Here is an 18,966-nt window from a genome sequence, read left to right as displayed (position 1 = left end):
CGTATGTTGGTGTAAATATTATCTCTGTTGGTGTACTATTTTTTTCACTGGGCATCTGTCACGGTACTTTTCATAAAACCAAAAAATTATGAAAAATCAATCACTGAAACTCACAAAAAAAACAGTTTTCGTTTTTAAGGCGAATGAAATGCCAAAAGGATCAAAAATGAGCGATCCAACTACCACTTCTGTTAAAACTACGGGAACAAGTACAGTTCCTATATTGTAAGCTCCAGGACATAGAATCCGGGCGTTATCTTCGCCCGGATTTTAAGGTATTTTCATTCAGATACTCACTAAACTTATCCTTATAGGATATCCCAAGCGTGATTTCCACCTCATTGCTCATGTGTACCGTATTGCCCGTAATTTTTTGGATTTCATCAATATTGATAATAAAAGACTTGTGGATACGCATAAACCGGCCATCTACCACCAAAGCATTCTCCACTTCTATCATCGTTAAATAGGTCGTAAACTTATCTTCCTTGGTATAGATCACGATATAGTTTTTCAATCCTTCTACCAGGATGATATCTTCCAGTGCTACGCGAATGAATTTACCTTTCTCATCCCCTTTGATATAGAAAAATTTGGAGGGGTTAACCTGTATGGTTTCGAAAGATTCGGTCAATTCATTGACAACAGCCAGGAACTTACTGAGTTTTATGGGTTTCAGCAGGTAATTGTCTGCCCTGACTTCAAATGCATCCACTGCATATTGTGTATGTGCAGTGGTAAAGACGAGTTTCTTTGTTTTATGGCGGAGTGATTTTGCGAGTTCCAGTCCGGATAACCCAGGCATATCAATGTCCAGCCAAATGATATCGATGTCATCTTCCTTACGGATCGTGTCCAGGGCAAGGATCGGATTACTGAAAGTTTTATAAATACGTAACGAAGGGAGCTCCGAAATATAATCCGTTAACAATTCTATGGCATGTTGTTCGTCATCAATAATGACACATTTCAAGATAGTGTTCATATCATTTTATAAGTTACACCATGCAATATACTTCAAATCGCATTAGTATAAAAAAAATGAAGAAGGAATCTGGAGATATAAAGGTTTAAACATATATCTGTAGGGGAATTGCTGCCCCTACAGTATATCAAACACACCAATCGAAGGATTAATACACTGACAACATTAGGATACTGTAGTGATTAGCTTCAGTATAAAAGTAGGTAACTGCGTTCATGTACTCAACTTTTTTACACCAACACCCCGTTTCCGTACACCAAAACTTTGTTTTGTAAGGTGTTTAACTCATAAAACAGTGTTTTTAACCAGTTGGATTTATGTTTAAATAAAAAACTCCAGGCCATCCAACCTGGAGTTTCCAACAAAACAAAACTTAGATCTAACCAAAAATCTAATACTTTAATCGACGTCAAGGGCGGATTCGAACCGCCGTAAAGGGTTTTGCAGACCCACACCTAACCACTCGGCCACATGACTATAGTTGAAGGATTTTTGCCTGGACAATTACCCAACAGGAGCAAATATAATAATGTCTACTGAAATAGTAGTATTTATTTTAATTTATTTTTTAGCTCCTGGATAATCTCCTTGATGCTCAGGGCCATACTTTTCAGCAGCTCCTCCAACTCTAGTAATTCTTCAACCTTTTGAATCTTTTTTATACATTGCAATGAATGACTGATTTACCTACCTCCTATCAAAAGCCGGAAGATCATCGGGGAATGTATCTTTTGAAAGACTTTGATTTCAATACCCTCAGCACTGTATTTATTTTAAAACACAGTGCTGGTCCGCTGGATACAGACATGAAAGGTTATTTTGATCTCGAGCCGCAACAGATCAGCCTGAATTTTGCTTCCTTCAGTGATGCCAGAAGTCCCGTAAAATTTCCGAAAGTGGACGTATTGTGGCATCAGGGCACGCTGATCTTCACCTGTGACTGTCTCTCCTCTTCCAACAGACTCTGTGAACATCAGTCGCGCGTACTTTTTAACATCAAGGACAGAAATGAACTGCGCCTGTTTTTTGATGAACAGCTCCGTCACGTGAAAATCAGGAGTTTTGCTGCAGCTTACGGACTGGAGCATGAACAACAACCGGATGATTTTTTCAGCCTTAGCTATGACAAGAGAAAGGCAATAATTAGCCCGGTCATCAAAGACCTCCTTCCTGTAACCCAGGAAAAAAACAAGGAGCTGAAAGAATTATTGCTAGCGGAGGAGGCAGCAGTATTGCGGAAAAGGGCTGATGAAGACCTGAATACAAAAATGTTCCTGGTCCTCAAACAGCACCGCTATTATTCCCATTTCCAGGTAGAACTGATGGAATCGACCATGACCGGCAATGGAAAAATTAAGAACCCCCTGAAATCCCTGAATGCAGCAGACTATATATGGACAACCGACCAGCCAGAGGAGATCAAATTCTATACGGCGGTATCGAGGTTTCAGAACAATTATGAATCGGAAAAAACCACGGCCGATCTGGAAGGACTAAAGGCACTGACCAAAAACCCACTCCTCCTTAAGGTATTTTGTCATGATCCAACCATCTCCCCCAACATTACCACCAGTTCAGTCCTGCCGGTAAGCCTGACCAGCAGCAGGATGGAGCTGATCTTATCCATTGACTTAAAAGATGGATTTTATACCATACAAAGTGAATTGCTACTCGCCGGAAAAATCCATGATGTGAAGATGCTGAGTATAAAATTCCAGTATTTCATTGCGCATGACCAGCACTTATACCTGGTTGATGATCCGGCATGTTTGCGGGTAATTACCTTTATGCGGCAAAACAACAACCACCTGATTATCCATGAATCGAAATTCGCTTCCTTTCAAACAGATATCCTGACCAGCCTGGAAAACAAAGTCAGGCTCAATTATTCCTATGTCAAACCTGCCACAAAAAAACAGTTAAAGGAAACACACTTCGACCAGTCCCTCGAAAAAATCATTTACCTGTCCTATTCAGAAGACTATGTTCTGATCAACCCTGTCATGCGCTATGGAAGCATTGAAGTCCCGGTCTTATCCAGGAAACAAATCTATGCTACGGATAAATCGGGAAAAACCTTTACCATCACCAGGAACGACGAAGAAGAGCTTAACCTGGTATCTGCGGTCACGCGCCAGCATCCCTATTTTCAGGAACAGCTGGATTCACTCCATTTTTATCTGCATAAAAAGCGCTTTTTGGAAGAAAGCTGGTTTCTCAATGCTTTTGAAGCCTGGGGAAATGCGGGGATTACCCTCATGGGATTCAACGAAATCTACGGCAATAACCTCAATCCAAATAAGGTAAAAATTTCTATTGCAGTCATCAGTGGCCTGAACTGGTTTGACTCCGAATTTGATATTTCTTTCGGCAAACAAAAAGTATCGCTGAAACAACTGCACCGTTCGGTAAGCAATAAAAGCAAATTCATCAAACTTGGCGATGGCACGATGGGTATTCTGCCGGAGGAATGGATCGAGAAACTGACCAAATACTTCAGTGCTGCCGAAATCACTGAAGATACGCTACGGACACCCAAAGTGAATTTTTCTTCCATCATAGACCTCTACGAACAGGAATCTCTCTCTGCAGAGGTTAGAATGGAATTATCGTCCTATAAAAAGAAAATTGACAATTTCAGGGACATCGCACAAACCTCTATTCCACTCTCGCTCAACGCTACCCTTCGCGATTATCAGAAAGAAGGCCTGAACTGGCTGAATTTCCTCGATGAGTTTGGCTTTGGCGGCTGTCTTGCCGATGACATGGGGCTTGGGAAAACCCTGATGATTATTGCATTTATCCTTTCCCAGAGGGAAAAGAGACCGCAGAATACCAACCTGATTGTTGTGCCGGCCACCTTAATTTTCAACTGGCAGGCAGAAATTGCAAAATTTGCACCCGATCTTAAAGTATATACCATCTATGGTGCTGAAAGGGCAAAAATCACACATGAGTTCCATAAATATGAAATCATCCTCACTTCTTACGGAACCTTATTATATGATATAGGCTGGTTAAAGAAGTATAATTTCAATTATATCTTTCTTGATGAATCACAAACGATCAAAAACCCGGAATCTTTAAGGTACCATGCGGTTCGCCTGCTGCAGTCAAGGAATAAAATCGCGATTACAGGTACGCCTGTAGAAAATAATACCTTTGACCTCTACGGTCAACTGTCATTTGCCTGCCCCGGTCTTCTGGGGAGCAAACAATTTTTCAGGGAGAATTATTCTTCACCTATTGATAAGTTCAAGGACAACAGGACCGCCATAGCCCTCAGGAAAAAAGTAAAACCCTTTATTTTAAGGAGAACAAAAAATGAAGTTGCACGAGAGCTGCCGGAAAAAACAGAAATGGTGATCTATTGTGAAATGGAAACCGAGCAAAAGACGGTATACGATGCCTGCAAAGATGAATACAAAGATTTTCTGATGGGCAAAAAAGATGATGAACTCCCTAAGCACACCCTTCATATGCTGAAAGGACTCACCTTATTAAGGCAGATCTGCAATTCTCCATCACTGCTTAAAGACGACCTGCTCCATGGTGCGGGCTCGGCCAAGATCAGGGTATTGATGGAAGAAATTGAAAACCATTCACCACAGCACAAGATCCTGATTTTTTCGCAGTTCGTTTCCATGCTCGACCTGATCAAAGCGGAGCTGCAGGCCAGGGATATTCCTTTTGAATACCTCACAGGAAAAACCACCAATAGGAAAAAAGCAGTACAGCGCTTCCAGGAAGATGAAAATGTACGAATCTTCCTGATCAGTCTGAAAGCCGGGGGCACGGGACTCAACCTCACCGAGGCAGACTATGTATATCTGGTAGATCCCTGGTGGAACCCGGCAGTAGAAAACCAGGCCATCGACAGGTCGTACCGCATTGGTCAGCAGAAAAATGTGGTCGCGGTACGCCTCATCTGTCCGGATACCATTGAAGAAAAAATCATGAAATTACAGGCGACGAAAAAGGAGCTGGCGGGCGACCTTATCCATACGGACAACTCATTAATGAAATCCCTTACCAAAAAAGACCTGCTTGACCTCTTTAGCTAAACCTGGCTTTTAAGCCAGGGGGCTAAAGGTATAAGTCAGTGATGTTTCATCAATCCGGAAAACCAGGCTGGATAAATCGCCACTGGTATCGGCATAAGTTTTACCGGCGACAAAAGTGGGAAGGTCTTTTTTATTCGTCTGCTGAAAATAATGCTGAAAATCCTTCTCCAGTTCTTCCTCCGTTCGTGCAGCATGGGCAAGCGTCTGTTCCGGCAATGCCGATGACTTTCTGTTCTCCAGGGCCATCATGACAATATCAAAGTACCAGGAATCCGTAATCTTCATTGCTTCAATAGAAAATCCGTCGACAAAACCCAGTAAATTGTGCCTGAAGCTGGTTCCTTCATCCATATAAAAACGGAGCATGGCCGACTTCGTCCATTCCGCCCTTTCCCCATGGTCTCCATTTGCAGTTACCCCATAAAAAGCAACCATGTACTCCAAAGAACCGGTAATGATCTTTTCCTCGTGATTGATCTCCTGGTCAAGAATCTGCTGGGAGACACTCTGCATCACCTGGTCAAAATAAGTAGAGTTCCCTGTGAAGCTCATTCCCGAAATTTTAACTCCCGGTAATCCTCCGCATCCTTTTCGGGCAAGGATACCATTCTTATATATTTTCAAAACAAGTGCTTCTTCAGTCCCTGACTTCACTGTAATCAACACCTGTTCAACTTCAGATTTATTCATTTTATATTTAAATTGTTATACTCGAATCATTTAACACCATACTTTTGAGGTAACAGACATGGAATCATAGGTGCAAATTATCCTGCATGTCTCCGGTTCATTCTCCATCCTGCCACGCAGCAGTCTTGTTATAAAACATGCTGCGTTAAAAATTAACAATAGCGGATAATTTATTCGACCTGCAGGCATTGAAAACGCCTAAAGCTCCTCCACTAATATTGCTCAGCGGGTTGGAAGGTGCAGCTGCGTCCTGTTCAATAGTAGCGTTCAGTGTCCTGTAAAAATCATAGACTTTCCTATCGATACACTGCAGTTCTACTGAAATGGAATCACCCACATTAATCAGTGGATTCCCCTCCTTACTGTCTGTATCATAAAACAATTGGGAAGTATATCTTCTACCATCCGTAGCTTCGTCACTTCTCACATATGATCCTTTGATCAGCACTCCGTTTACCCATTGTCTCAGGCGGTAATAATTTCCTTTTCCTGCAGGATCTGTAAATACAGGAACCATAAAAATATCTTTATCATCGAAAGAGGATGTTTCCACATATAAAGCCTCCAGTTTCACATCCGTAGAAGGGATAGTGGAGCTGGAAGTATAGGTCTGATCGCCCAATACCACCGTCAGCTCATAGGTATGTCCCGCTGTACCACGGATAAATGAAGTCACATAATTTCCAAAACCCGCATTATTCAGGATCTCTGAAATCCCGGCAGTGATATCCTTAATTGTCACTACAGCATCAGCCCTACCCGTAAAGGTATTGTTCTGATCTACGTTCTTTGATTCTGTAATAGTTACTGTATATGGTCCGCTTGCGGTGGTCACTTCCCCTTCAATCACAATCCTAGGTGTTGAGTCATTCAATTTAATATCAATCACTTTTTCACACGAGCTGCAGAGGAAGCTGATCAGCAGCATACATAAAAAAATAATATCCTTCCTATTCATGTTAATGTTATTTCTATTCATGCGATTAGAATTTGAAGTTATAGGTAATAGAGGGTACAAATCTAAACAAAGAGGTTTGTACGGCCTGAGTTTGGGAACGGTCGTCCGGATTTTCCTGGAAAGTAATGGCATAGGCATTGGCACGTCCATAGGCATTGTACAAACCCAGCACCAATTCTGATGAGAAGTTTTTGCCCTCTTTTAATTTCTTGGTTGCACTCAGATCCAGGCGGTGATAATCAGGCATCCTGTATCCATTCCTTTTGGTATACAGAAAGACCACCTGGTCATCGATATAATATTTACCCTGCGGAAAGGAAACGGCATTCCCGGTATAATACACAAAGGTGGCAGAAAGTGACCATTTTTTATTCAGGTCATACATTCCGACAATGGAGATATCGTGGGTACGGTCCTGTCTAGCAGCATACCATTCACTATCATTGACTCCATTGATTTGTTTTTCTGTACGGGATAAGGTGTAGCCGAACCATCCCGTTAAACGGCCCGTTTTTTTGCGGAGCAACAATTCCATCCCGTATGCCCTTCCTTTACCAAATAAGAGTTGGGGTTCAATCGCTTCATTACTCCTTATATTCGCCCCATCCCGGTAATCCACCTGGTTTTCGAGTGATTTATAATATGCTTCTGCACTAAATTCATAGTTGTCATTGTTCAGGTTCCGGAAATATCCGACCGAAAACTGGTTCGCGATCTCCGGTTTAATAATATTGTTTGTCGCCACCCATTTATCTGTCGGCGTGCTTGTTGCGGAGCTCGACAACTGGTGCAACGATTGGGTATTCCTCGCATAAGCCGCTTTGATGGAAGACAGGGAATTCAGCTGGTAGGACATCGAAACCCTTGGCTCCAGGTTCAAATAGGTCTTCACAATCTTGCCTTTGCTATAATTCAGGGTATCGATAATCGTTCCTGTCTCACTCAGGGTATAAAAATTATTGTCTCCACCAAGAACAGAGAATGCACTTATACGTGCACCATACTCCATTTTAAGTTTTTCCGAAGCTTTCCATTCATTGTTGACATAAAAGGCATTCGACCAGCTATGGGTATAGGGTTGACTCACCAGGGTAAGGTCTCCTGTAAATTCTCCTGGCCTTATGGTATGGTAAATGGAATTTACGCCAAAGCGCCAGGTATTGTTTGTATTCGGATAAAAGCTGAATTCCTCTTTCAGGTTCCAGTCCTTGATCTGCGAACTGATTCCTCCCTGGAAGGAAGAAGTTGTATTCAGATCGATATTGTATTGGTAATCGCTGTAAATCAGGGAGGTATTCGAGAACAACCTTGGGCTGAACTGGTGGTTCCAGCGCAAAGTAGCAGACTTATTGCCCCAGTCGAGTGCAAAAAGATCACCGAGGCCCAGTTTATCTTTCCCCAGGTAACCCGACAGGTACACCCTGTCATTTTCCCCGAACTGGTAATTGGCCTTCAGGTTAAGGTCATAGAAATACAGGGCACTTTTGTTGACGATCGTATCTTTACTTAATTTGAGAAACAAGTCGGCATAGGTACGTCTCGCACTGATCAGGAAAGATCCCTTATTCTTCACAATCGGACCGGAAACCGTTAAACGGGAAGCAATGATTCCAATACCACCATTCACATTAAAGCGCTGGTTATTTCCTTCATTCATTTTCACATCCATCACAGAAGAAAGTCTGCCACCGTATTGTGCAGGGGTATTTCCCTTATACAAAGTCACGTCCTTAATCGCATCAGAGTTAAACGTCGAGAAAAAGCCCAGTAGATGCGAAGGATTATAGACCACGGCCTCATCCAGCAGGATCAGGTTCTGGTCTGCCGCACCACCTCTCACAAAAAATCCGCTGTTCCCTTCGCCGGCCGATTTCACGCCGGGGAGCAACTGCACGACTTTGATCAGGTCTCGTTCGCCAAAAAGTACGGGAACCCGGTCAATCTCCTGCATACTCAGCTTCTGAACGCCCATTTTTGCAGATTTCACATTTTCATCCTTCCGCGTGGCAGAAACAACAACTTCGGAGAGTTCATTATTCTGGGAAGTTAACGCAATATTAAGCTTCAGGTTCCTGGAAAGTGTAACGGCTTTGTTATAGGTTGTATACCCAACGGAACCGGCCAGTATTTTATAACTACCTGCCGGTACGGTGATAGAAAAAAATCCATATTCATTGGCGGTGGTACTTACGCTCAGGCTTCCTTCCATACGGATGGTTGCACCAATGAGCTGTTCTCCTGAGGCAGAGTCGCTGATATATCCACTAATCGTATGCTTATTCTGGGCACTCAGGCTGAAGAACGTTGTAAAAGTAATCAGGAAAAAAAGGCAACTGGCTTTAAAAATCATTTATACGGGGGTGAAAGCCGCTAAACTAACAAAAAAAATAACATGCGGTGTTAATTTAATTCAGTTATCTCGTTAAGCAATTTAAATTCCAGGACTGCAGATTCTCCCAAAATCACCTGGTCTCCGTCTTTTAAGCGGTAACCCACCTGGATAGAATTCAGCTTATGCAATGTTTCATCCTGGGCCGACCTGATTTTAGTTTTGTTGGCTGGGGGTACACCACCTTCATCTGCATACAGCATAAAACAAGCTGCCTGCTTATCCCATTCGATATGGGCATGCTGCCTGCTGATATACTTATTACTTTCATGGGCATCACCGGCGAAAGCAATGGTATTGATCCTGATGCCACCATCTGCCGATTGCACATTTCTTTCGCGTCCGATATTCAGCCTTTTACTTCCGGGTTCCAGGCGGTAATTTTCATCGTCTGCTTTCCCATAGAGGACAGTGATCAAACCCAAACCAGCGGTATTGGCTATGGCAGCCTGAATAACCGCTTTATTTTTGATCAAAAGGGCAGCATGTACATTTTTTGCCGGAACTGCACCGGCAGGGGGCGCTGTGGTAACCAGCACCTGCATCAGCCATTCTTCAGGCAGATCTATCGCAAAATTATCTGCAATTCGCTGCACTTCTTCCTTAAACTGATCCGGATTACTGGTATATACTGCCGCTTCATATTTAAACAATTCCTCCTGGGGGGGATTCACAAAAAGGGAAAGCTCCCCGATCTGCCGGCCTTCGCCGCCATCCAACTCCTGAAGACGCTCTTTAATCAGCTTCAGGATCGCCTCCCGGATTTCTTTCACATCCAGGTTCTGCCCTGTAGTATCCCTGTTATATTTATTTTTAAAAAAGTCAAACATCATTTATCCATTAATGGTAATCAATCAATTCAGTTGATGCTGTTCATATATCCTTTCTGTACCAGGATAGGAATAACATCCGCTCCGGCAACTCTTACCGCTTCAGAAGACCCTTTGGTAGATTCGATACGGATGCAGACCACGGTATATCCACCAGGCTGACCATCAGGTGCAAAAAACACATACCAGCCATCATTCACCTTTTTCTTCTTCAGCATTCTTTCCGGAGTTCCTGTTTTCCCTGCAACAGCAATGCCAAACACACCGGCTTTACCGGCACTCTGGGCAATCATGTATTTCTTCAGCAGGTCTGCATAAGCAGACTTGTCCGCCAGGCCTACCCCTTCCTTTGGCGCAACAGGGGTATCATTCATTTTCAGGACATAACGGTTAGGCACCAGGACACCATGGTTCGCAATACCAGCGGCGAGACGTGCAACCGCAGCAGGTGTAGCCACCAGCTCTCCCTGCCCCCAGGCCATCCCGGAAATTCCGCTGGCCCTGTTTTTATAAATATTCCCGGGATGATAAGCACTGTTGAATTCTGTTTTACGCCACAGCTTAAGCCAGCGTTCATCCTGCTCTTCATTCACATTTTTCCTGCCATAATAATATCCGCCGACACCGTGCAGGAACATCCCTGTTTTCAGGTACAATTCAGCCATTTGCTCCTGTAAATGCTGTTCATTCGCCAGTTTGATAAAATAAACATTATTCGACTTCACAATAGCACGTTCCATATCAATATTTCCGGTTTCATCCGGTTCCGGTCCACTGGCACGAATCCGCTCCTCTGGTCTCACCAGGTAAGTCTGCCCTGCTGCGGCCATACCCAGCTTATTGAAACCAGCCATGGCCGTCAGCAGTTTCGCCGTAGAGCCCGGCTGGGTAGCCAGGGTAAAACCCGGATCGGCATTGGTGATCCATTGGAAAAGCTTATTCTGGTCAGCCATACTCATGGTTAACTGCTCCCAGTTTTTTACTGCCGGCAAGGGGTAGGCGGCCGAAGCCAGTACATCACCCGTTTTGGAAGACATCACCACCACAGAAACCCTGTTTTTACGCAACAGCGGGTCTGATGCGAGGGCGTGCTGAAGCCGGGTTTGCAGGCCGGCATCCACTGCAAGCTTCACATCCCGGTTCCGTTTTTTAAAGGTATTGATCTGGTTGCTATCTAATCCTGAGATCAATAATGGCACCAATGCCGCATAATCCTTTTTGAGGACGGTCATCTCTCGGGGGCCTGCCGGTAAAAACCGGTCTTCCCGGTATCTTGAGGCCATAAGGGTATAACTGGACACCGGCAACTGAAAGCCGCGCAATTCCGCAGCATGTTCATACTCTGCAAAATAGCCATTAATTCCACCGCTAAACACCCCTGTATTGGCATCACCGGTCCAGAAGAACAGCTGTTCCTCAAAAGGGTAATATCTCGAAACATTCCTGTGCATGGCTGAATCCAGGTCATATCCCGGTACTCCGGCAAGGCGCAGTTTTGGCAATTGTTTTTTCAGCAGCGAAGGGTTGCTCGTCGCCAGGATCAATCCCGACCGGTCATAAATCGTTCCTGACTCCAGTTTCTTCATTAAGATACCAATCCTTGGGTTATAGCTAAACATCCGGCTTCCGCTCCTGTCGGCCACCAAAGCCGGTTTAACCACCCATTTGCTACTGTTAAAGCTATAGCCGGATACATTCACCAGTAAAAGGAAAATTGCCGAACAGGCAGCAATCAGTGCAGGCACCAGATTTTTATCCTGCTGGCTGGTCATATATTTCATCTGCACTGGCGACCCCCTTAATGCGGACACCGACATTAAAAATCCGGCAGCCGTAAAATTAATCACCAGGGAAGATCCGCCGTAACTTTCGAAAGGCAGGGAGACGCCCGACAAAGGCAAGGCGCCGATAGAACCTCCGGCAATGAGGATAAACTGGATAAAGGTACAAATACCGATCCCTCCACAGAGATAAAACAAAAAGGGTGTACCCGTTTGCCTTCCGATAATCAGAGAACGGTGGAGATAAAGGAGGAAAAGGATAAAGATACAGGCCATCCCTGCCCAGCCAAACTCCTCTCCCAGGGCAGGTAGAATCATGTCTGTATGGGCTTCAGGAATCGTCTTTGCAAAGCCCTCTCCTGTTCCCTGACCCTTAATGCCGCCACTGGCTATGGCCCATAGGCCATTAGCCACCTGGTCACCGCCGTAAACCTCATTGTTCCAGGCATCCTGCCAGATTGCCTTCCGGTCTGACAGCCGCTGAACCGGTCCCGGTACGATTTTGTCGAGATAAGGAATCTGGTCAATCGTCAGAAAAGCTGTAATCACCAGCAGTGCCATCACGGCCGATTCACTGACAGATTTCCGTTTCAACAAGGTGAAAATGGCCAGCACTGCAAAAGTAATCAAGGCATCCAGCCATACATTCTCCACCAGCCAGGATACCAGGACATACAGGACCACAAATGCAGCCATATCCATAAAATCCCCCCTGGAAAAAGAAAACAGCACAATGAAGGTAAAACAAATGACAATTGCAGGCCCCAGGTCGCCCAGCATTAAAAACAACAATAAGGTCAACAGAATTGCACCCAGCGCGAAAGAGAAAAACGACCAGCGTTTTTTCCAGTTCGAGTAGGCAGAAATAAACTGTTCATTCAGGGCAAAAAACCCGGCAAGGAACAAAATAACGATATATTTAACCAGCTCACTAGGCTGAATCCCCAATAAATTAACCTTAACCCCACTGCCTTCAGGACCAGCCCCAAAGACCAGCGTGGACAGCAACACGAGCATTGCCACTGCAATCCATGGCCAACCATTGGCCGCGGAATCTGCTTTGAACACAAACAGTCTGTACACCGCAGAATCTGCCGTAAAGCGCTTCAGGTTAAAAAACAGGACTGAACAAAACACCAGTGCAGCAATCAGCAGGTACAGCAGGCTATCCATAGCCAGGAAACGGTCCCGCAGCGGATCCTGCAGGCTCAGCAAAGTCAGCAGGGAAAGTCCGGTCAGCAGCATCAAAACGGGCAGTAACAGCTGGTCCATATGCGGGAATTTCAGTGACAACAAACTGTGGATAACGATAAAAATGGCAAAGAAAACACCGGTAATGGTATAAAACCAACGGTTAAACTGTTCAAGTGTGCGGACAATCAGGGCTCCATCATTCTTAAGGTGTGTAAAATCACGCGCAGAAAGCAGCCTGATACTGTGTGGCAACTGATTAAAATTTAAAGACTTAGAGCCATCCAATTCTACTGCACCTTTAACCTGACCAAATTCAAATCCGGGTTTCATGGGGATCACTTCATACGATTGCCTGTCGGGCAGGTTCATAAACTCATACCTTCCGTCCTGATCTGTACGGGCATAGGACGTAAAAGACTTTCCATCAAGACTGTCTGCCGGGATAACCGTACTCAAGCGCACCAGCACTGCAGCAACAGCCGCTCCTTTAGCTGTTATTTTTCCCGAAATCTCTGAACTTCCGGTTTTCAGGTCCTGCGTAGAAGGATAAGGCAAAGGCCGTGTCAATTCCTGTATAAAACGAAGGCTGTCATCCCCTGTAAATCCCAACAAAGCACGTGATATGGCTACCCTTTTTTTGAAAGACATCCCTCCCTGTAAGGCAGCCTCATCTGCGGACACATAAAACTTGCGTTTATTGAGGTCACCAATATTACTGAATGCCTCATCGGGCCCGTGTTTTGCAGTAATTGCTGCTGCAATAAAACTGACATCCCGCGGATCCTCCAGGTAAGTACCTTTCAGTAAAAGGGCTTTGATAGACTTAACCGGTTCAGGGCCATTCATATTGACCATTGTCCCTGCTTTCAGGCGCTGGTCCGTTTCCTTCATCCGGTCCTGCAATACGGCAAACAACCTGACGAACAAAGTAACCAGTAAAATGGCTATCAAAGCCAGAAATATACGCTCCTGTTTTCTGCTGCCCCGCGGCGCATTCCCTTTATCCATATTATTTTTTTGCAATGGTATCCGCCTGATAGGCTCGTCTGTTTAATCTCCCGCTCACATAGGAACTGTCAGGAAATAAAAACTGATTCTGCACAGGCTGCGCACAATTGATAAACTGAACCCTATTCATTTCCAACACATTGTTATGGGAAATGATGCCTGTTTTAAAGTTTTCCAGGGTGAGATGGTTCAGCGAAATATACTTTGAACCTGGGGAAAGTTGTATGGCAGGGCCTGTAAAAGCCGTATCTGCCCGCAATACAATCGTTCCTTTGGTTTTAATGATCAGGGTATCCCTACCGATCTGCAAAGGTTTGCTCAGTACAATAACCTTTTTAAAAATTGAATCTGACAGCAACAAAGTATCCTGTTTAATGCTGCTCAGCAGATTATTTAATATTTTCTCTTCCAGACTTTCCGCAGCCTGTACTTTCAGTACAGGAGTTTCTGGTTTGACCGGTTCAGGGGAACGCTGCAGGTACAGCAGCAATGAAATCACGGCAAAAAGCACACACAGCGCCGACAAAACATACACTAAACGGGTGTTTTTCTTTGGCTTGACCACATCTACTTCATAATTGACTTGATATGATATCGGGCTTGCCGGAGCAACAGGGGTAGCTGTACTGCGGAAACTGTTCCTGGCTTCTGTAACTGGTCGTTTCACTTCATGGGAAACAGGTTTACTGTCATTTTCAGCCAATACCACGGTTACATTATCCTTGCCTCCGGCCTGGTTGGCCAGTTCTACTAATTTCTCAGCTTTCTCCTGCAGCGTACTGTGCTGGTTCAGGATAGTGGTAATCCCTGTTTTATCCACCAGGTCAGTCAGGCCATCACTGCAAAGCAGAATCAGGTCTGAAGGCAGGAAAGGTGAAGAACCTGTTTCAAAATAGGGTTCTGCTGCCCCCATGATACTGGCAAGTCCGAGTGCCTGGTTAATCTGGTTGCGTTTCGGATGATTCATTGCCGCTTCTTCCGTAATCCGTCCTGAATCCTCCAGAAAACCTACAAAAGACTGGTCGTGCGACAATTTAACAAGTGATTTATCGCGGAACAGGTACAGCCTGGTATCGCCTACATGGATATAATGCAGCTCATTATTCATTCTGTCGACCACCACCACTGTAGCCACACAGGCCATCTTTGCAAAATCACTGCTGATTAATTTTTTAGCCAGAATCTCTTCATTTGCGAGGTTAAATGCAATTTCCAGCTGTGCCACGATATTATTTCCTATCATGGAAAGCTCATCAAGAACAATATCCCTGGTCAGTGCAGCGGCAATTTCCCCTCCGTTATATCCCCCGACACCATCAATCACACCGGCAATCAGGTATTTACCATTCATGACGCTCTGGGTGATGAACACGTCTTCATTGTTGTCCCTCACCTTGCCGGTATCCGATATTCCAAATAAGTATTCAGTCATTAGTGTTGCGCATTTTTGATATCGGAAAAATGCCATAGCAGCAATACAACTGCAATAACCAGTAATCCAATGGATAAATATTGAGACATAAACTTAAGCTTTAAAAATATTAACCCCTATAATTCCGTTCAGCAGAATCCTGGAATTAAAAGGCAATTCCACCCATTGTGGTGCATTGATTTCACTCCTTGTCACTTCCTTTTCATTTACAATGGTCTTTTCCCCATATGAAGCGAGGTAGAACTTACTGTCTGAGGTATTGTAACGAATACTCAGGTGCGGGGTATTCACCCAATCGGATGGAATAGTGAACACATGGGGTTCCTTCCGCTGTTCTTCATTTCCCGAAACAACAATTTCTTCATTTTTCATCAGGTATTCCAGCTTTTTACCCCTGAAATTCTGATCCGGCATAATGGTTTCCAGCCGCGCATAAATCTTGTCAGCACGCTGGGCTGCCGGTTTTGTATCTCCTGCTGCGCTGAGCGCTTCCGTCAGGTCGTTTTGGTAAGGGAGTTCATAATATCCTTCACTATAATAGGTAAATCCACCGAGAATTTCCTGGTTGACATCCAGCGTTTCTGCGATTCCCGTCTGCCTCGGAATGAAAGTCACCCGCAGGTTTTCCTCCTTCTGCGTTGCCTCTGGCAACAGTTTACCAATAAATCCTTTATCACCTCTCTCATACTCCGGATGGGAAGCCAGTCGGAACACCCATTTAGAGCCTGAAGGCTCAACAGTTTTTCCTTCCTTTTTGTAGGCAGCGAGAATCTGATAAAACTGGTTCACCGATTCGTGGACAATAATGCCAAACAGCCCCTGCTTCTGGGACAAGAATTCCTTATAGTCCTCTTCATTAAAGCAAATGATGTATTCGTGATAAAATACGATCCTGTTGGCAAAAGAGAGCTGTCCTATCGACTCCTTAAATTTTTCAATAATATATTTATATACCTCATCGGGGGTTAAACTTTTGGCGACTTGTTTCGCCTGTTGTTTTTCTGCCGGGAGAAACCAGTCCTGCAGACCGGTCCTTTTCCAAAATGTGGGCTTTTCTGCCATGAAATTCTATTTTATCATCAAACGTGTCTGTACGCCAACACAGTTATCCATTATACATACAAATAATATGCACTAAAAATTCAGTAGGGTATCTACATCCATCACACTGCTGTCCGGAACGGGTACAGGTTTAAGCTGTACGGGCTTTGCTTCCTCCCGCACTACCGTATCCACCAGGGTATCCCTTTCCTTATCCCAGCTGTAGCCTTTATCACTGGTCGTATCTGCCGGGCTAACGGAACTTTTTTCCTCTGGTACCACTGCCCTTCTTACCGGCTCCTGCGGTTCCCTGAAAATAAGGAAATAACTTAGGAGAGCAACCATCAGCACCACACTCAGCACCAGGACATAAAAAACAGGTTTACCGATCACCACCACACTCGTATCCCTTTCCTGCACTACCGGGCTCTGTTGTTCCTGATAATGCAAAATCAGGTTCTGCAAGCGTTCGTTTTCCATTTGCAACAGGGAAGTACCGGCGACGGCCACTGCTGTTGTTCCCGTATCGGCAATGCTGCTTTTCACAATTGCTTCCTGCAGGATCATTCCGTCGGCATAGCGTTTTTCGGGATCCTTTTCCAGGCAGCGGTTGATCACATTCAGCAACCATTGCGGCACCTGCATCTCCAGCCATTTTTTATCATCCGACCAGTCGCCCGGAATATGCTGCTCCCTGACAGACAATACATCTGGGATTTCCAGTTCCAGGTGGCCGATCAATACTTCATTTCGTGATTTCTGGCCGTTATCGGTCAGCGGGAAAGGCACCTGTCCCGCCAGCAATTCATATAAGATCACCCCATAACTGTACACATCCGTTTCAAACAACAGCTGTCCTTCGCTTTGCTCAGGCGCCATAAATTCGATAGCTCCGGCATGCCTGATACTGGTTCTCCGCTGCTCATCAGACATGGCCGAGAGTCCGAAATCGAGCAGGACATAATTTCCGGTATGCACATTATATTTTACATTGTTACTTTTGATATCCCCGTGTTTCACAGCAACTTTATGGCAATGGGCTAAAGCGTTGGCCAGGTGATCTGCAACCCGGATCACCTCCTTGATGCTGAAAATCTGATCATGTGGTTCTTTCAGTAACTCCTCCAGGTCGGGTCCGTCAATAAACTCCATTTCAATAAATGGAAAAGATCCGCTTTCGGTAATTCCTGAATTCAGGATTTTAACCACATTCGGATTGGGCTCTTCATTTACCTTTTTCAGTTTATCCACCTCATTCAGAAAGCTTTTGAAATTTTTATCATCTGCACTTTCTGTATGGACCGGTGTTGGCAGTAATTTTACTGCAGAAATAATGGGGCCAAAACGTCTTCCTTTATACACTGAACCCTGGCCACCGGTACGCAGTGCACCCATATTTTCCAGGCCTTCAGTAATCGTAAATACTTTACTCATCTAGCTAATTCAACTCTGTATACGGGTAAACATACACAATTATGGTTCCAATGATACAGTTAATAATTTTTCATGACTAATTTATTAAAATTAAGCCCACAATTATTCATTAAATTACAACAAATGTTATATTGTTGACACCATCCTGCAGCTCTGCTCTACCTGAGGAAAGAATTGAAGATGAAATGCGCAGCTGCCGGGAATCAGGATTCAACGGTGGCATGAAAAAACTATTTAAACGATGAAGATAAAATTCCTTTCTTTTTTGCTGTCTGCTTTGCTGTTGATGAGCAGCATCAGCCTGGCACAAAACAACATTATTGTCTTCCAGTCGGATTTTGGATTAAAAGATGGGGCTGTAGCTGCCATGAAAGGTGTGGCACTGGGAGTTTCGGCAAATCTCAAACTGTACGACCTGACGCATGAAATTCCAGCATACAATATTTGGGAGGCTTCCTACAGGTTACTCCAAACCGTACCCTATTATCCGTCAGGGACTGTTTTTGTCTCTGTTGTTGATCCGGGAGTAGGCACGGACAGAAAATCTGTCGTCTTAAAAACTTCTGGGGGACAATACATAGTCAGTCCGGACAACGGCACACTGGCCCTATTGGCTGATGAAGCGGGAATTGCTGAATTGAGGGAAATAGATGAGACTGTCAACAGAAGACAGGGTTCGCAGCAATCCTATACTTTTCACGGCAGGGATGTGTATGCCTATACTGCGGCGAGACTTGCTTCCGGAAAGATCAGCTTTAGCGGGGTTGGAAAACTATTGGCTCCTGAAGTTGTGCATATCCCCTATCAAAAAGCAGTCATGGAGGGAACAACCCTGAAAGGAAACATCACCGTCCTGGATATTCAGTATGGGAACATATGGACGAATATCGGGGATGATTTATTAAAAAAACTGGGGATCGGTATTGGCGATAAGCTGCATGTTACCATTACCCACCAGGGAAAAACAAAGTACGAAGGGAATATCCCTTATCATGAAACATTTGCGGGTGTCCCCAAGGCATCGCCCCTGATTTATCTCAATAGTTTAATGCAGGTTTCCCTTGCACTCAACCAGGGAAGTTTTTCTGCGGTTCATCGTATTCAGAGTGGTAATGACTGGAGCATTGAGCTCAAAAGATTCCAGAAGAAGTAAAGGCAAT

12 protein-coding genes and 1 tRNA gene are annotated in these 18,966 nt (G+C 44.4%); 3 read left to right on the top strand and 10 right to left on the bottom strand.

Going from position 1 to position 18,966, the window contains the following annotated elements; translation table 11 throughout:
- Positions 1-88: 88 nt before the first annotated feature.
- Positions 89-229, top strand: coding sequence for a hypothetical protein (locus tag ACSBL2_RS12890; protein WP_442592109.1), 141 nt, complete (start codon positions 89-91; stop codon positions 227-229).
- Between the two features lie 24 nt (positions 230-253).
- On the opposite strand, the gene ACSBL2_RS12885 is transcribed toward ACSBL2_RS12890, so the two are convergent.
- Both ACSBL2_RS12885 and ACSBL2_RS12880 read right to left on the bottom strand, forming a co-directional pair.
- Positions 254-985 carry a LytR/AlgR family response regulator transcription factor gene (locus tag ACSBL2_RS12885; protein WP_442592108.1) on the bottom strand — a complete coding sequence of 244 codons (732 nt, stop codon included), beginning with the start codon at positions 983-985 and terminating at the stop codon, positions 254-256.
- A gap of 406 nt (positions 986-1,391) precedes the next feature.
- Positions 1,392-1,462: transfer RNA gene (locus ACSBL2_RS12880), tRNA-Cys, on the bottom strand.
- A gap of 197 nt (positions 1,463-1,659) precedes the next feature.
- On the opposite strand from ACSBL2_RS12880, the gene ACSBL2_RS12875 reads away from it, so the two are divergent.
- Positions 1,660-5,049 carry an SNF2-related protein gene (locus ACSBL2_RS12875; RefSeq protein ID WP_442592107.1) on the top strand — a complete coding sequence of 1,130 codons (3,390 nt, stop codon included), beginning with the start codon at positions 1,660-1,662 and terminating at the stop codon, positions 5,047-5,049.
- A gap of 9 nt (positions 5,050-5,058) precedes the next feature.
- On the opposite strand, the gene ACSBL2_RS12870 is transcribed toward ACSBL2_RS12875, so the two are convergent.
- The 8 genes from ACSBL2_RS12870 to ACSBL2_RS12835 form a co-directional block, all read right to left on the bottom strand.
- Positions 5,059-5,739 (bottom strand): hypothetical protein, encoded by a 681-nt coding sequence (locus tag ACSBL2_RS12870; protein WP_442592106.1) that lies wholly within the window; start codon positions 5,737-5,739, stop codon positions 5,059-5,061.
- A gap of 145 nt (positions 5,740-5,884) precedes the next feature.
- Positions 5,885-6,718, bottom strand: a complete 834-nt coding sequence (locus ACSBL2_RS12865) for a DUF4249 domain-containing protein (RefSeq protein WP_442592105.1) — start codon at positions 6,716-6,718, stop codon at positions 5,885-5,887.
- Positions 6,719-6,722: 4 nt separating this feature from the next.
- Positions 6,723-9,047: a TonB-dependent receptor gene (locus ACSBL2_RS12860; RefSeq protein WP_442592104.1), complete on the bottom strand. Its 2,325-nt coding sequence runs from the start codon at positions 9,045-9,047 to the stop codon at positions 6,723-6,725.
- Between the two features lie 50 nt (positions 9,048-9,097).
- Complete coding sequence (locus tag ACSBL2_RS12855) at positions 9,098-9,919, bottom strand: FHA domain-containing protein (RefSeq protein ID WP_442592103.1); 822 nt, start codon at positions 9,917-9,919, stop codon at positions 9,098-9,100.
- A gap of 26 nt (positions 9,920-9,945) precedes the next feature.
- Complete coding sequence (locus ACSBL2_RS12850) at positions 9,946-13,899, bottom strand: FtsW/RodA/SpoVE family cell cycle protein (protein WP_442592102.1); 3,954 nt, start codon at positions 13,897-13,899, stop codon at positions 9,946-9,948.
- 1 nt (position 13,900) lies between these two features.
- Positions 13,901-15,331 carry a PP2C family protein-serine/threonine phosphatase gene (locus ACSBL2_RS12845; RefSeq protein WP_442592101.1) on the bottom strand — a complete coding sequence of 477 codons (1,431 nt, stop codon included), beginning with the start codon at positions 15,329-15,331 and terminating at the stop codon, positions 13,901-13,903.
- A gap of 93 nt (positions 15,332-15,424) precedes the next feature.
- Positions 15,425-16,393, bottom strand: coding sequence for a hypothetical protein (locus tag ACSBL2_RS12840; protein ID WP_442592100.1), 969 nt, complete (start codon positions 16,391-16,393; stop codon positions 15,425-15,427).
- A gap of 72 nt (positions 16,394-16,465) precedes the next feature.
- Complete coding sequence (locus ACSBL2_RS12835; RefSeq protein ID WP_442592099.1) at positions 16,466-17,806, bottom strand: serine/threonine protein kinase; 1,341 nt, start codon at positions 17,804-17,806, stop codon at positions 16,466-16,468.
- A 241-nt stretch (positions 17,807-18,047) separates the two neighbouring features.
- Between ACSBL2_RS12835 and ACSBL2_RS12830 the strand changes: the two genes are divergently transcribed.
- Complete coding sequence (locus ACSBL2_RS12830; RefSeq protein WP_442592098.1) at positions 18,048-18,959, top strand: SAM hydrolase/SAM-dependent halogenase family protein; 912 nt, start codon at positions 18,048-18,050, stop codon at positions 18,957-18,959.
- The last annotated feature ends 7 nt before the right edge of the window (positions 18,960-18,966 follow it).

The organism is Pedobacter sp. AW31-3R (assembly GCF_052180285.1).
Classification (GTDB): domain Bacteria; phylum Bacteroidota; class Bacteroidia; order Sphingobacteriales; family Sphingobacteriaceae; genus Pedobacter.
The sequence above is the reverse complement of the archived record's forward strand: the minus strand, read 5'-3'. Positions and strand labels throughout refer to the sequence as shown.